We start from the raw sequence: 15,125 nt of genomic DNA, 5'->3' as shown, positions 1-15,125 counted from the left end.
GTACTCACAGGCGTTGTGTCACTTAGGATCCGCCATAGACCGCACGTGCCGCGCCGCGACCGACAGCGACGCCAGATCGTGAGTGGACGTGGCGTCGATCTCGTCCAAGGTCCGACGCGCGCGTTCGATCCGGGCCCGGTTCGCGGTCTCCCACAGCAGGATCCGGGAGTCCGGCGCATCCCCGGACTCACCCGAGGACAGGACGTCGCGCGTCAGGAGCCGGACCGACCGGTACAGGTCGTCTCGCAGCGCCAGACGAGCGAGGGTGTGCCAGCGTTCACCACGCGGAAGTGCGGACACCTTGATCAGCCACCGGTCCACGCCGAGGTGATCGGAGAGGGCGAAGTACAGCGGTGCCACGTCGGCGACGTCGTGGCCCACCTCGCTGGCGACGTCCACGATGTCGAGCAGGCTGAACCGGTAGAGCCCGTCCGCGATGCGCCCGGCAACGGACGCCGGGACGCCTGCCTCGTCGTACCGGCGGCGCGACGCCTCCATGGCCAGCACTTCGCCGCCCCGGAGCCACCCACCGACCTCGGCGGAATGCGTCCGGACGTCGCGGCGGAAGCTGTCGATCTCGGCGTCCACGGACAGCGGCTGGCGACGGTGCGCGAGGAACCACCGCGACGCGCGGTCGAGCAGACGGCGCGCCTCGACGACCAGTTCGTATTCCGTTGCCGGCGCCAGCTTCGCCGCGGCGATGTCGGACCAGAGTTCCGCGAGCCCGAACACCTCCGACGTGATGACGAACGCGCGCACCACATCCGCGGGGCCCGCGCCCGTCTCCTCGCGGAGGCGGTGCGCGTAGGTGAGCCCGCCACGGGCGAAGATGTCGTTCACGATCTCGGTGGCGAGGATCTCCCGACGGAGGGGATGGGCGTCGACGGGGGCGACGCTGCGCAGCGCGACCGGGAAGTACTGGCCGAGCCGTGCGGAGAAGTACTTGTCGGAGAAGACGTCCGAATCCTCGAGATCCGCCTTCAGATCCAGCTTGGCGTGGGCGAGGAGCGTCGCCAGTTCGGGCGAGGTCAATCCGAGTCCGGCCTCGGACAACGCGGCGAAGCCGTCGGCGTCCGGAAGTGCCTCCAGTTCCCGATCCAGTCCACGGTGCTCGACGAGGCCGGTCACCATCCGTTCGTGGACATCGATCATCCGGGCCGCGTTCCAGCGGGAATCTCCGAGCACACGGTTCTGCGTGCGATTGTTCGCGAGTACGAGTTCCGACACGTCGTCGGTGAGCGCCGCCAGCACGTCCGAGCGCCGAGCCGGGTCGAGGCTTCGATCGGTCGGCAGCGAGTCGAGCAGGATCTTGATGTTCACTTCGTGGTCCGAGCAGTCCACTCCGGCCGAGTTGTCCAGCGCGTCGGTATTGACCCGACCGCCTGCGCGGGCGAACTCGATCCGGGCGAGGGGCGTCATCCCCAGGTTGCCGCCCTCGGCGACGGACCGGGCCCGCAGCCGCCCGGCGTCGAGCCGGACGTTGTCGTTCGCCTTGTCACCCGCATCCGCGTGCGGTTCCGCCGAGGCCTTGACGTACGTTCCGACTCCGCCGTTGAACAGCAGGTCCACCGGGGCGGCGAGGATGGCGCGGATCATCTCCGGTGATGTCAGTGCCGTCACCGACGGGTCGAGTCCGAGCGCCGTCCGCATCTGGCTGCTCACCGGGATCGACTTGCTCTCGCGTGACCAGACGCCGCCGCCGGCACTGATGAGGGTCCGGTCGTAGTCGGCCCAGGACGACCTCGGCAGCCCGGACAGCCTGCGACGTTCCTGCCATGCCTGGTCCCCGGCGGGGGTGGGGTCGACGAAGACGTGCCGGTGGTCGAAGGCGGCGACGAGTCCGATGCCGGTGCTCGCCAGCATGGCGTTCCCGAAGACGTCGCCGCTCATGTCGCCGATCCCCGCCACCGTGAATTCGTCACGGTCGACGTCGATCCCGAGTTCGTCCAGGTGGCGGGTGACGCTCACCCACGCGCCCTTCGCGGTGATGCCCATCTTCTTGTGGTCGTATCCGACCGACCCGCCGGAGGCGAACGCGTCACCGAGCCAGAACCCATATCCCCGCGCCACCTCGTTGGCGGCATCGGAGAACGTGGCCGTGCCCTTGTCCGCCGCCACGACGAGGTAGGGGTCGTCGCCGTCCCTGCACACGACACCGTCCGGGTGGACCAATTCGTTTGTGTCCGAACGGTTGTCGGTGACATCGAGCAGTCCGGAGATGAACTGCCGGTAGCACGCGAGACCGGTCGACGACGGGTTGCGGACGACGAAACCGCCCTTGGCGCCCGCGGGCACGATCACGGCGTTCTTCACCGCCTGCGCCTTGACGAGTCCGAGGATCTCGGTGCGGTAGTCGTCGAGCCGGTCGGACCAGCGCAGCCCACCGCGCGAGACGGGTCCATATCGCAGATGCACGCCCTCCATGTCCGGTGAGTACACGAAGACCTCGTAGACCGGCCGCGGTCGCGGAAGCTCGTCGATCTCGCCGGATCGGAACTTCAGCGACAGCTGGGGCCGGGCCGCACAAAGCGTCCCCTCCCGGTAGAAGTTGGTGCGGGTGGTCGCCGAGACGAGATTGACGTACGCGCGGAGGATGCGGTCGGCGTCGAGACCCTCGACCTCCTCGAGGAGTGATTCGACTGCGTGTCGGCGGATTTCGACCTTGTCGGCGGAGTGCCGGCGCGGATCGAAGTGCGCGTGGAACAGGGCGACGAGCGCAGACGCGAACTCGGGACGGGACAGCAGGACCGCCTCGATCCGGCCCTGATCATAGGGCAGGGCACTCTGCCGCAGGAAGCGGGCATACGCACGCACGAGCACGACTTCCCGCCAGGTCAGGCCGGCCGCGAGCACCAGCACGTTGAACCGATCGGCCTCCGCTTGTCCCGACCACATCGCCCGAAAGGTCTCCAGCACCGATTCGGGTTCGACGGATCCCGCGGCGACGGCGGACGCGACGAGTGGTCCCGCAGACACCCGGAAGTCGTAGAGCCTGCACACCAGTCCGTCGGCGCGGCGGAACACCGACGTCCGCTGGTCGACGACCTCGAGGTCGAGACTCCCGAGAAGTCGGAGCACCCGCTCGAGCGACACGGTCGCGCCCCCGCTGTACAGCGTGATGCGCAAGTGCCGGTTCTCGGGCGGGCCGAGGTGGTCGACGTGGAGGTCGAATGCGTCGGCGGTGAGCCGATCGAGGATGGCGACGTCGGGAAGCGGCGGCCGATCCTGTTCTTCGACGTAGCCTTCCGGCAGGGACGGTGCGAGCGTGGACGTGGTCGTGCTCATAGATTCTCTCCGTTGAGATCCGGGCGCCGGGTGATTGTCGTGGAAACGAGAAAGATCCGTCCCGCGGGCGCCATTGACCGCGGGACGGATCGAGTGTCGGGACACGGGTGTGTCGTCGGACGGGGTGTATCAGGAAGCGGGGTGCGCGTCCGCGATGTCGAGCACCGTGTCGAGGATCGCGAGTCCTTCGCGAGCCTCGGCCTCGGTGACGGTGCACGGGGGCACGGCGTGGATGCGGTTGAAATTGGCGAACGGCAGCATTCCTGCTGTCTTACACGCCGCGATCACCTCGTTCATCACCGGACTGGACGCACCGTACGGCGCGAGCGGTTCCTTCGTGGCGCGGTCCGCGACGAGTTCGATCGCCCAGAACACTCCGAGGCCGCGGACTTCACCGATCGACGGGTGCCGGTCGGCGAGGCCACGCAGTCCGGGTCCGAGAATTTCGCTGCCGATCCGGGCCGCGTTCTCGACGATCCGCTCGTCCTCCATCGCGGTGATCGTCGCGACGGCGGCGGCGGTGGCGAGCGGGTGACCGGAATAGGTGAGTCCGCCGGGGTACGGCCGGTTGGCGAACGTCGCCGCAATCTTCTCGCTGATCGCGACACCACCGAGCGGGACGTAACCGGAATTGACGCCCTTCGCGAACGTGATCAGGTCGGGAACGACATCGAAATGATCGATCGCGAACCACTTCCCGGTCCGGCCGAACCCGGACATCACCTCGTCGGCGATGAACACGATGCCGTAGCGGTCGCAGATCTCGCGGACACCGGCCATGTACCCGGGCGGGGGCACCATGATCCCCGCGGTCCCGGGAACCGATTCGAGCACGATCGCCGCGATCGAGTTCGGTCCCTCCAGCCGGATCAGCTGGTCGAGGTGCTCGAGAGCGCGCTCGGTTTCCTGCTGCTCGTTCTCCGAGTGGAACTGCGACCGGTACAGGAACGGCCCGTGGAAGTGGACGACCCCACTGTTGCCGTAGTCGTTGGGCCAGCGGCGCGGATCACCGGTGAGGTTGATCGCGGTGTCCGTGCCGCCGTGGTACGAGCGGTAGCGCGAGAGCACCTTGTAGCGGCCGGTGTGCAGGCGTGCCATGCGCACGGCGTGCTCGTTGGCGTCCGCGCCGCCGTTGGTGAAGAACACCTTGTTCAGGTCGCCGGGGGTCCGCTCGGCGATGAGCCGGGCCGCCTCGGAGCGGGCGTCGTTCGCGTACTGCGGTGCGATCGTACACAGCTTCGCGGCCTGCTCCTGAATGGCTGCAACGACTTTCGGATGCTGGTGCCCGATGTTCGTGTTGACGAGCTGGGAGGAGAAGTCGAGCATCCGGTTCCCGGCGCCGTCCCACACGTACGAACCCTCGGACGCGAGGATCGTCATAGGGGTGATCTGCTCCTGCGCCGACCACGAATGGAACACGTGCGCGCGGTCGAGCGCGTACGCCCGCTCCCCCTCCACCCGGGCCGCGTCGAGGGACTGACCGGTGGGCAGGAGTGCCTGCGAGACTGTCGTAGTCATGACCGTAGGTCCTTTCCTGCTCAGTTGTTCTGGGGGAAGCCGAGATTGATGCCACCATGGCTGGGGTCGAGCCAGCGGCTGGTGACGACCTTGCCGCGGGTGAAGAAGTGCACACCCTCGGTGCCGTGGGCGTGGGTGTCGCCGAACAGGGAGTTCTTCCAGCCGCCGAAGGAGTAGTACGCGGTGGGAACGGGGATGGGGACGTTGATGCCGACCATGCCGACCTCGACCTCGTTCTGGAACCGGCGCGCCGCGCCGCCGTCGTTGGTGAAGATGGCGGTGCCGTTGCCGAACGGTCCGGAATTGATGAGTTCGAGGGCCTGCTCGTAGCTCTCGACGCGGATCACGGACAGGACCGGTCCGAAGATCTCGTCGGTGTACACACTCATGTCGGTGGTGACGTGGTCGATCAGGGTCGGTCCGAGCCAGAACCCATCCGCCCCGCCATTGGGCTGCACGGTGCGGCCGTCCACGACGATCGTCGCCCCGGCGGCTTCGCCGGCGTCGATGTAGGAGGCGACCTTGTCGCGGTGCACCTTCGTCACCAACGGACCCATGTCCGAATCGCGGGTACCGTCACCGATCTTCAACGTGTCGGTGCGCTCCTTGATCTTGCCGACCAACTCGTCCGCGATGTCGCCGACCGCGACGAGGGCACTGATGGCCATGCAGCGCTCCCCGGCGGAGCCGAAGCCGGCGTTGACCATGGCGTCGGCGGCCAGGTCCAGGTCGGCGTCCGGGAGGACGATGGCATGGTTCTTCGCCCCACCCAGGGCCTGGACGCGTTTGCCGTGGGCGGTGCCGGTGGCGTACACGTACTGCGCGATCGGGGTGGACCCGACGAAGCTGATGGCCTTGATGGAGGGGTGGGTGAGCAACTCGTCGACGGCGGTCTTGTCGCCTTGGAGGACGTTGAACACTCCGGCGGGGAGTCCGGCCTCGGCCCAGAGTTCGGCCATCCAGATGGCGGCGGTCGGGTCCTTCTCCGAGGGCTTCAACACAACGGTGTTGCCGGCGGCGATCGCGACGGGGAAGAACCACATCGGCACCATCGCGGGGAAGTTGAACGGGGAGATGATCCCGACCGGCCCGAGGGGCTGGCGGATCGAATGCACATCCACGTTCGTGGACGCGTTCTCGGTCATGCCGCCCTTGAGCAGCTGCGCGATACCGCACGCGAACTCGACGACCTCCTGACCGCGGGACACCTCACCCAACGCGTCGGAGACGACCTTGCCGTGCTCGGAGGTGATGATCTCCGCCAACTCGCCCTTGCGTTCGTTGAGCAGTTCCCGGAACTTGAAGATGATTTGGGTGCGCTTGGCCAGGGAGGTGTCCCGCCAGGCGGGGAACGCGGCCGCGGCCGAGTCGATCACCGCGCGGGAATCCTCCACGCTGGCGAGGGCGACCTGACCGGTAACCTCACCGGTTGCCGGGTTCGTCACCGGCGCGCTGGCACCGCTGGTGCCGGTAAAAGTCTTGTTGTCGAACCAGTGCGAGATGATCCGGCCTTCGCCGGAGTGCGAGATGATCCGGCCTGCGCCGGAGTGCGAGATGATCCGGCCTTCGCCGGAGTGCGAGATGATCCGGCCTTCGCCGGAGTGCGAGATGGTCCGGGCGGCGTCACTGTGTGTCATGGGGTGGGTGTCCTTACCGAGAGAGCCGAGACGCGGGAACTCCGCGCGAACTGCGATGCCTTCACTCTGGTCCGTCAACCCGCCCCCGAGGCCCGACGATCTGTCAATCGATGGGGCCACTGTTTTACACTGCGTAAATGCAACCGACGATCGTCGACATCCTGGCGCTGCCGGTCGTCCGGTCCGGACTGCCCGAGGTGATCGGCGGCGGGCCGCTCGACCGACCGGTGCGGTGGGTGCACGTCAGCGATCTACCCGACCTGTCGAATCTCCTCCAAGGCGGCGAACTCGTCCTCACCACCGGTCGGCCGCTCGCGGACGACCCGATCTCCTACCTCGAGGGCCTCGCCACGGCGGGTGCGGCCGGACTCGTCGTCGAACTCGGCGTCCACGTCGACACCGTGCCGGACGGGGTCGCGCGGGCCGCCGACCGGTTGTCGTTCCCCGTGATCGCCCTGCACCGCCAGACCCGGTTCGTCGAGGTCACCGAGGCGGTGCACCGGTCGATCGTCGCGGAACAGTACGACGAGGTCGCGTTCGCCCGGCACGCCCATGAGGTCTTCACCGACCTGAGCATGAAACGGGCGTCGCTCGGTGAGATCGTCGACGCCGCGGCCGGCATGCTCGGCGCACCGATCGTGCTCGAAGACCTCAACCGGCAGGTCCTCGCCGTCGCGGCGCAGGGAACCGCGGCGGCGGACCTCCTCGCCGACTGGGAACGCCGGTCCCGGTTGACCCCCGTGTCGCACCAGACCGCCGTCGACGGTCCGGAGTCGTGGACGACGACGCCCGTCGGCGCCCATCGGCAGGAGTGGGGGCGACTCGTCGCCCCGCACCCCGTCGCCGCCGAAGGCCGGGCCCGGATGACCCTCGAACGGGCGGCGCAGGCCCTCGCCCTGAACCGGATGGTCGAGCAGGACCGCACAGCACTCGAACAACAGGCCCAGAGCGGGCTGATCGACGAACTCCGCCGCGGACGCATCCAGGATGAGGCCGAGGCGACCGCCCGCGCCCACGCACTGGGCCTCCGCCCCGCACTGACCTACCTGCCGATGACCGTGCGCGTCAGCGAAACCGCCAGCGCCGACCAGGTTCTCGCCCAGCGACGCAGAGTTCGCATGCTCGACGCCGTCCGTCACGCGGTCCGGACGTCGCGGCAGACGGCCCTCACCGCGAACCGGCGCGCCGGCCAGATCGACCTGATCCTGTCCCACCCGCCGGCGTCCGCGCCCGACGCGCTGCGCGAACTGTGCGCGGCGATCCGCGTCGCGCTCACCCGAATCGACGGCGTCCTGCACGCCGCCATCGGCGTCGGTCCCGAATCGACCCGGCTGCTGGACGCCGCGGGCGGTCTCGCGGAATCCGCGCACATTGCCGAGGTCGCACTGTCGTTGCCGCAGGGCGACAAGGTATTTCACCGGGCAGCCGACATCCGGTTGCGCGGTCTGCTCGCCCTCATCCGCACCGATCCGCGGGTCCAGGCCTTCGCGGAGACCGAACTCCGCGGACTCCTCGAACACGGTGCCCGGCACGGCGACGACAACTTCGACGTCCTGCGCAAATTCCTCGAACTCGGCGGCAACAAGACCGAACTCGCGAAACACCTCCACCTGTCCCGACCCACGCTCTATGCGAAACTCGCCACCATCCAGCGCCTGCTCGGCGTCGACCTCGACGACGCGGAGTCCCGCACGTCGCTGCACACGGCCATGCTGATCGTGCGGCTTCGCCGCTCGTGAGTACTTATTAACGTCGGGCGGTTAACAAGTACTCACGGGCGGCGGAGCCGCACGTGCTCGAAGATCAGGATCGTCTCGGTCGACGCGACTGCCGGGTGGGCGCTCAGGTGCTCGAGAACGAAGCGCCGCAGTTCGTCGCTGTTCGCCATCGCGACGTGGATCAGGTAGTCGTCGGCGCCCGCGATGAAGTACACGTTCAGCACCTCGTCCAGCAGAGCGAGTTGATGCGACAACTTGCCCAGATGCTGTCGTGCGCTGGCCTGCACGCGCACGGCGATCATCGCCTGGAGATCACGCCCGAGCGTCGCCGGGTCGATGTCGGCGTGGAATCCGCGGATGACGCCACGCTCGACCAGTGAGCGCACCCGGCCGAGGCACGTCGACGGAGCAATCCCCGCCATCGCGGCCAGCGCATTGTTCGGCGTGCGCGCGTCCCGGGACAGCTGATCGAGCAGGATCCGGTCGACGTCGTCGATCTGCACGGTGGGCCGAACATCCTTCGACGAGAGCCGCCCCACAGTGGGTGCATCCGAATAGTCGCGAGTCATGACCCCCATCTTAGAGAATTATCTTCACAACTATTGGCACGAAGTGGAGCTTTCTTCACCATTGTCACCTACCAATCGAATTTCCAACAGCACGGAGTTCCCATGAAGATCGGCATCCCCCGCGAAATCAAGAACCACGAGTACCGCGTGGCCATCAGCCCCGCCGGTGTCCACGAACTCGCCGAACGCGGCCACGAGGTGATCATCGAATCCGGTGCAGGCCTCGGGTCGTCGTTCACGGACGAGGACTTCAAAGCCGCCGGCGCCCAGATCCTCTCCTCCGCGGTTGCGGTCTGGGGATCGGCCGAGCTGCTGCTGAAGGTGAAAGAGCCTATTGCCGAAGAGTATTCACGGCTGCGCAAGGATCAGGTGCTCTTCACCTACCTGCACCTCGCCGCGTCCAAGGACTGCACCGACGCCCTCCTCGCGTCGAAGACCACCTCCATCGCCTACGAGACCGTGGTCGGCGCCGACGGGTCCCTGCCCCTGCTCGCCCCGATGAGCGAGGTCGCCGGACGCCTCGCCCCGCAGGCCGGCGCCTACCACCTCATGCGCCAGGGCGGCGGCCGCGGCGTCCTCATGGGCGGCGTCCCCGGCGTGCGCCCGGCCAAGGTCGTCGTCATCGGCGCCGGCGTCTCCGGCAAGAACGCCATCGCCATCGCGCACGGCATGCACGCCGACGTCACCGTCCTCGACCTGTCCATCGCCCGCCTCCGCGAGATCGACGCGCTCTACCAGGGCTCGGTCAAGACCATCATCTCCAACACCCTCGAACTCGAACAGGCCGTCCTCGACGCCGACCTGGTGATCGGCGCGGTCCTCGTCCCCGGCGCCAAGGCCCCCACCCTCGTCTCCAACAACCTGGTCTCGCGGATGAAGCCCGGCTCGGTGCTCGTCGACATCGCCATCGACCAGGGCGGCTGCTTCGAGGACTCGCGTCCCACCACGCACGCCGAACCGACTTACCAGGTTCACGACTCGGTGTTCTACTGCGTCGCGAACATGCCCGGTGCCGTGCCCCGCACCTCCACCTACGCCCTCACCAACGCGACCCTCCCCTACGTCGTCGCGCTCGCCGACAAGGGCTGGAAGGACGCGACCGCGACCGTCCCCGGACTCGCGGCGGGCCTGAGCACCTACGACGGAGAACTGCTGTCCGCGGAAGTTGCTGCCGCGCACGGGTACACGGTCGCCACGCTGCCCGCGTGAGCGAATCGTTCGGGCTCGGCTACGCGCCGAGCCCGAACGCGACGAGGAACCCGAGGGCGGTGGACAGCCCGACCCACCAGCCGCCCTCCCGGTAGGCCTCGGGCATCAACGAGTCGGCGAGCACGGCGATGGTCGCGCCGCCGGCGAACGCCTGGATCGTCGCGATGGCACTGTCGGAAATGGTGTCGGACACGGCGTCGGCGGCGATCACCACCAGCACCAGCAGGACGGCGGTGGCCGCCCACACCGACAGCGCGCGACCGCTGTTGAAATTGGGCTGCGACCGCATGGACGCCGCGCCCGCGACCGCCTCCGGCACGTTTCCGACCGCGACGGCGACGAGCAGCACCACTCCACCCGCACTGCTGATCGTCACCCCGAGCGCGGTGTTCTCGGGGATCCCGTCGAGCAGCGAACCGAGCATCAATGCCCAGCCGAGGGCGCCCGCACCGAGTTTGTTCTCGATCAGCCGGTCGGCGACCACGTAGACGAGCGCCCCCGCGAACAGGGCCGCGCCCGCGGTCCAGATCCCCTCGGTCTCGAACGCCGGCTGAAACAACTCGGTGGACACGGCGGCGACCATCGTTCCCGCACCGAACGCCATGAGGGCCGCGAGGACCGGACGCGGCAGGTCGTAGCGGAGCCCGATGGCGGCACCGATCAGCAGGGGCAGGGCGGTGCCGAGGCCGTACAGCGTCGCGGTCAACATGGTCGAGAGCGTATCCACAGACCCGTGGATACGGGACAATCGAACGATGGCTTGGCTCGAGGTCGTGCGCACCGGACCGTTCACCACCGTGCAGGATCGCGGACGCCCCGGTTACGCGTCCATCGGCGTCGGCGCGTCGGGTGCCGCCGACCGGATCGCGCACGACAGCGCAAACAGGCTGGTGGGCAACAGCTCCGACGCAGCCACGCTGGAGGTCACGCTCGGCGGTCTCGCGGTGCGCGCGGCCGGCACCGTCAGCGTCGCCGTGACCGGCGCCCACAACCCCGTCACCGTCAATTCGAAATCCCGCCCCGACTACACGATGCTGCACCTGAACGCCGGCGACCTTCTGGAGATCGCCTTCGCGTCGGAGGGACTGCGCAGCTACGTCGCCGTCCGCGGAGGTATCGACGTGCCCGCGGTGATGGGGAGCCGGTCCACCGACACGCTGTCGGGGATCGGCCCCGATCCGGTGGCGGAGGGCGATCGGCTGCTGGTCGGCGCGGACGCGGGCGACTGGCCTGCGGACGAGAGCATCCCCCCGCCCGTCACACCCGAGGATCCGGTGACGATGCGCGTCCGGCTCGGACCGCGGGACGACTGGTTCACCCCGGCATCCGTCGCCGCGCTGCTCCGCGAGACGTGGACGGTCAGTTCCGACACGAACCGGGTGGGCGCCCGGCTCCAGGGTCCGGGGGCGCTGCACCGTTCGGTGCGGGACGAGATGCCGAGCGAGGCCATGGTGGCCGGCGCTCTCCAGGTGCCCCCGGACGGCCGGCCCATCCTGTTTCTCGCCGACCACCCGGTGACGGGCGGCTATCCTGTGATCGCCGTGGTCGCCGAGGCGGACCAACCGATGGCCGCGCAACTGCGACCCGGACACCGGGTCCGGTTCCACCGCGCGGTGGCGTCGCCGATCCCGAGGTGACGGGAGCTAGCTGCGGCGGCGACGGGCGATGTCGGCGAGCACGACACCCGCGGCGACGGACGCATTGAGCGATTCGACGGGGCCCGCCATCGGGATACTGAGGATGGCGTCGCAGTTCTCGCGGACGAGACGCGACAACCCCTTGCCCTCCGAACCGACCACCACAACCACCGGACCGCTACCGTCGAATTCGTCGAGTGTGGTGTCGCCGCCCGCGTCGAGCCCGACCACCTGAACGCCCTTGGACGCCCAATCCTTCAGCGTGCGAGTGAGATTGGTGGCGCGGGCGATCGGCAAGCGCGCAGCGGCGCCGGCGCTGGTGCGCCAGGCGACCGCGGTGACCGACGCGCTGCGCCGCTCCGGGATGACCACACCGTGCCCACCGAACGCGGCCACCGAGCGCACGACGGCACCGAGGTTGCGGGGGTCGGTGATGTTGTCGAGGGCCACGAGCAGCGGCGCCTCCTGATGCTTGCGTGCCTCCGCGATGAGATCGTCGGGGTGCGCGTAGCGGTACGGCGGCACCTGCAACGCGATGCCCTGGTGCATGCCGTTGGCGCTGAGCCGGTCGAGATCGGTCCTCGGAACCTCGAGGATGGAGATGCCCGCGTCGGCCGCCCGCTGAACCGATTCCTTCAGGCGGTCGTCGCTCTCGGTCCCCACCGCGACGTACAGGGCGGTCGCGGGGACACCGGCACGGAGGCACTCGACGACGGGATTGCGCCCCAGCACGTTCTCGGGACCGTCGAGCACCTTGCGACCGGCGGTCGGACGACCGCGGCCGGGCTGCTTCTCGGCGTCCCGGGCGGCCCGGGCGGCACGCTTGGCGGCGGGGTGCTTGGTGCGGGCCTCGGCGGGCGGGGTGGCGCCGCGTCCTTCCAGACCCTTGCGGCGCTGGCCGCCGGATCCGGCGACCTGCCCCTTCTTGGTACCGGCCTTGCGGATGGCTCCGCGCCTGCTCGAATTTCCAGCCATTACTACTGTCCTGCCTTGAGAGACCACTCGGGCCCGTTGGGGGTATCGGTGACCTCGATGCCCGCCCGGATCAGACGGTCACGCACCTCGTCGGCCACAGCCCAGTTCTTCTCGGCGCGGGCACTCTGCCTGCGCTCGAGTTCGGCCCGGACCAGAACGTCCAGGGCATCGGTTGCCGCGGACGCATCCGCGGTCTCCTGAGTCCAGTGCTCGTCCAGCGGATCCACACCGAGGATCGACAGCATGCCCCGGACCTGCGACGCGATCGCGCGCGCACCCTCGAGGTCACCGCCATCGAGAGCGATGTTGCCCTCGCGGACCTTGCCGTGCACCTCGGCGAGCGCCGCGGGGACGGCGAGATCGTCGTCGAGCGCCCGCGCGAACGCGTCCGTCCAGCGACCGCTCGGCACCTCACCGGCGCGCTCCTGGGTGCGCATGACGAACGATTCGATGCGCCGGTACGCGGCGGCACCTTCGTCGAGGGCGGTGTCCGAGTACTCAAGCATCGACCGGTAGTGGGCGCTGCCGAGGTAGTACCGAAGTTCTTGCGGCCGAACCTTTTTCAGCACGTTCGGCACGGACAGCACGTTGCCGAGCGACTTCGACATCTTCTCGCCGCCCATGGTGACCCAGCCATTGTGCAACCAGTACTGCGCGAAGGAGTCGCCGGCGCACTTGGCCTGCGCGATCTCGTTCTCATGGTGCGGGAACACCAGGTCCAGGCCGCCGCAGTGGATGTCGAACGCCGGTCCGAGATAGAACTCGGCCATCGCGGAGCACTCCAGATGCCAGCCCGGCCTGCCGCGGCCCCACGGCGTCGGCCACGACGGCTCGCCCGGCTTCTCCGCCTTCCACAGCGTGAAGTCGCGGGGGTCGCGCTTGCATTCGCCGGCGCTCTCGCCCTGGTGGACGTCGTCGAGTTTGTGCCCGGACAGGCTGCCGTACTGCGGATAACTGCGGACGTCGAAGTAGACGTCGCCGCCGGCCGCGTACGCGTGACCGTTGTCGATGAGCCGCTGCATCAACTCGACCATCTGCGTGATGTGGCCGGTGGCCCGCGGTTCGACGGACGGCGGCAGCACACCGAGCTGCTGGTACGCCCACGTGAACGAGCGCTCGAACGTGGCGGCCCACTCCCACCACGGCCTGCCCGCCTCGGCGGCCTTGTTCAGGATCTTGTCTTCGATGTCCGTGACATTGCGGACGAACGCCACGTCGTAGTCGTGGGCGAGCAGCCAGCGCCGCAGCACGTCGAATGCGACACCGCTGCGTACGTGACCGATGTGGGGGTCGCCCTGCACCGTGGCGCCACACAGGTACACCGATGCGTGTCCAGGGGCCAGCGGAACGAAGTCACGCAAGGCCCGCGTCTCGGTGTCGAATAGGCGCAGGGTCACGACCAGCGATCCTACCTGGCGCTTCCACCGGGAATGACCAACGCGGTGGCCATGGCGGCGATCCCCTCGCCGCGGCCGGTGAGGCCCAGTCCGTCCGTGGTGGTCGCGGACACCGAAACCGGTGCGCCCAGAATGTCACTCAGCACCTTCTGCGCCTCGGTTCGACGCGGTCCGATCTTCGGTCGGTTCCCGATCACCTGGACCGCGGCGTTGGCGACACCGAAATCGTCCTCTTCGAGGAGCCGGCGTACTTCCGCGAGCATCGCGGCACCGCTCACCCCGGACCATTCGGGCCGCCCGGTTCCGAACACGGAGCCGAGGTCGCCGAGTCCCGCGGCGGAGAGCAGGGCGTCGCACAGGGCGTGGACGGCCACGTCGCCGTCGGAATGGCCCGCGCAGCCGTTCTCGTCCTCGAACAGCAGGCCGGCCATCCAGCACGGCCGCCCCTGCTCGATCGGGTGGACGTCCGTCCCGATTCCGACTCGCACTAGTGCGCTCCCTCTTCCACCAGCGCGCGGGCCAGCATCAGGTCCAGCGGGGTGGTGATCTTGAATGCGGTGGGTTCTCCGACGATGCTGCGGACCCGTTCCCCGAGCCGCTCGACCAGTCCCGCGTCGTCGGTGGCGATGCCGTCGGCGGCGTCGTAGGCGCGTCGGAGCAGTTCCGCGGTGAAACCCTGCGGAGTCTGCACGGCGCGCAGTTCGGACCGCTCGGGGGTGCCGGTGACCGCACCGAGGACGTCGACGGTCTTGATGGTGTCCGTGACCGGGAGGACGGGGATGACGGCGTTGCGGCCGCACCTCAGCTCGGCAACGACACGGGCGATGAGCGACGGCGGCGTAAGCGCGCGGGCGGCATCGTGCACCAGGACGTATTCGGCGTCGTCCGCGGCGGCGAGTCCGGCCCGAACCGAATCGGTTCGCTCGCTGCCACCGGCCACCACGGTGACGTTTCCGGAGAGGAGGGTTCGCGTCGACTCGACGAGTTCACCCGGGACGATGACGACGACGCGGTCGACAGCCCCCGACTGGAGGAGCCCGTCGACCGCGCGTGTCAGCATGGTCGTCCCGCCCAGATCAACGAACGCCTTGGGCATATTTTCACCCAACCGAACGCCCTGACCTGCGGCGGGAACCAGTGCGACTACAGGACCTTTTCCCTCGGCCACTGATCGCGACTG

General features: G+C 68.7%; 12 protein-coding genes. 3 read left to right on the top strand and 9 right to left on the bottom strand.

Annotation, left to right across the window (positions count from 1 at the left end; all coding sequences use genetic code 11):
• Positions 1-18: 18 nt before the first annotated feature.
• The 3 genes from ACFTWF_RS19120 to ACFTWF_RS19110 all read right to left on the bottom strand — a co-directional run bounded on the left by ACFTWF_RS19120 (position 19) and on the right by ACFTWF_RS19110 (position 6,440).
• On the bottom strand, positions 19-3,285 hold the full coding sequence (locus ACFTWF_RS19120) for an NAD-glutamate dehydrogenase domain-containing protein (RefSeq protein ID WP_378462749.1): 3,267 nt from the start codon (positions 3,283-3,285) through the stop codon (positions 19-21).
• A gap of 129 nt (positions 3,286-3,414) precedes the next feature.
• A complete protein-coding gene (locus ACFTWF_RS19115) occupies positions 3,415-4,803 on the bottom strand; it encodes an aspartate aminotransferase family protein (protein WP_378462748.1) in 1,389 nt (462 codons plus the stop codon).
• 20 nt (positions 4,804-4,823) lie between these two features.
• Entirely contained in the window at positions 4,824-6,440 is a 1,617-nt protein-coding gene (locus ACFTWF_RS19110) for a CoA-acylating methylmalonate-semialdehyde dehydrogenase (RefSeq protein WP_378462747.1), read from the bottom strand.
• Between the two features lie 137 nt (positions 6,441-6,577).
• On the opposite strand from ACFTWF_RS19110, the gene ACFTWF_RS19105 reads away from it, so the two are divergent.
• Complete coding sequence (locus ACFTWF_RS19105; RefSeq protein ID WP_378462746.1) at positions 6,578-8,179, top strand: PucR family transcriptional regulator; 1,602 nt, start codon at positions 6,578-6,580, stop codon at positions 8,177-8,179.
• A gap of 32 nt (positions 8,180-8,211) precedes the next feature.
• On the opposite strand, the gene ACFTWF_RS19100 is transcribed toward ACFTWF_RS19105, so the two are convergent.
• Positions 8,212-8,727 carry an Lrp/AsnC family transcriptional regulator gene (locus tag ACFTWF_RS19100; protein WP_378462745.1) on the bottom strand — a complete coding sequence of 172 codons (516 nt, stop codon included), beginning with the start codon at positions 8,725-8,727 and terminating at the stop codon, positions 8,212-8,214.
• Positions 8,728-8,829: 102 nt separating this feature from the next.
• Between ACFTWF_RS19100 and ald the strand changes: the two genes are divergently transcribed.
• Positions 8,830-9,936 carry an alanine dehydrogenase gene (gene ald / locus ACFTWF_RS19095; RefSeq protein ID WP_378462744.1) on the top strand — a complete coding sequence of 369 codons (1,107 nt, stop codon included), beginning with the start codon at positions 8,830-8,832 and terminating at the stop codon, positions 9,934-9,936.
• A gap of 19 nt (positions 9,937-9,955) precedes the next feature.
• On the opposite strand, the gene ACFTWF_RS19090 is transcribed toward ald, so the two are convergent.
• Positions 9,956-10,645, bottom strand: coding sequence for a ZIP family metal transporter (locus ACFTWF_RS19090; RefSeq protein WP_378462743.1), 690 nt, complete (start codon positions 10,643-10,645; stop codon positions 9,956-9,958).
• Positions 10,646-10,691: 46 nt separating this feature from the next.
• On the opposite strand from ACFTWF_RS19090, the gene ACFTWF_RS19085 reads away from it, so the two are divergent.
• Positions 10,692-11,573 (top strand): biotin-dependent carboxyltransferase family protein, encoded by an 882-nt coding sequence (locus ACFTWF_RS19085; RefSeq protein WP_378462742.1) that lies wholly within the window; start codon positions 10,692-10,694, stop codon positions 11,571-11,573.
• A 6-nt stretch (positions 11,574-11,579) separates the two neighbouring features.
• Here ACFTWF_RS19085 and rlmB read toward each other — a convergent pair whose 3' ends face one another.
• From rlmB to ispD, 4 genes are read right to left on the bottom strand one after another with little or no spacing between them, the layout of a single operon-like run.
• Positions 11,580-12,548 (bottom strand): 23S rRNA (guanosine(2251)-2'-O)-methyltransferase RlmB, encoded by a 969-nt coding sequence (gene rlmB / locus ACFTWF_RS19080; protein ID WP_185727288.1) that lies wholly within the window; start codon positions 12,546-12,548, stop codon positions 11,580-11,582.
• A gap of 2 nt (positions 12,549-12,550) precedes the next feature.
• Positions 12,551-13,945, bottom strand: a complete 1,395-nt coding sequence (gene cysS, locus ACFTWF_RS19075) for a cysteine--tRNA ligase (RefSeq protein ID WP_378462741.1) — start codon at positions 13,943-13,945, stop codon at positions 12,551-12,553.
• A gap of 11 nt (positions 13,946-13,956) precedes the next feature.
• The gene (gene ispF, locus ACFTWF_RS19070; protein ID WP_185727286.1) at positions 13,957-14,433 is read right to left on the bottom strand and encodes a 2-C-methyl-D-erythritol 2,4-cyclodiphosphate synthase; all 477 of its coding nucleotides are present in this window, start codon (positions 14,431-14,433) and stop codon (positions 13,957-13,959) included.
• Positions 14,433-15,113 (bottom strand): 2-C-methyl-D-erythritol 4-phosphate cytidylyltransferase, encoded by a 681-nt coding sequence (ispD, locus tag ACFTWF_RS19065; protein ID WP_378462740.1) that lies wholly within the window; start codon positions 15,111-15,113, stop codon positions 14,433-14,435. The genes ispF and ispD overlap by 1 nt, the downstream gene beginning before the upstream one ends.
• Positions 15,114-15,125 lie beyond the last annotated feature (12 nt).

This window comes from Rhodococcus sp. NPDC056960 (assembly GCF_042674125.1).
GTDB lineage: Bacteria > Actinomycetota > Actinomycetes > Mycobacteriales > Mycobacteriaceae > Rhodococcus_F.
Note: the sequence above shows the minus strand (reverse complement) of the source record. Positions and strands in the feature narration are given on the sequence as shown.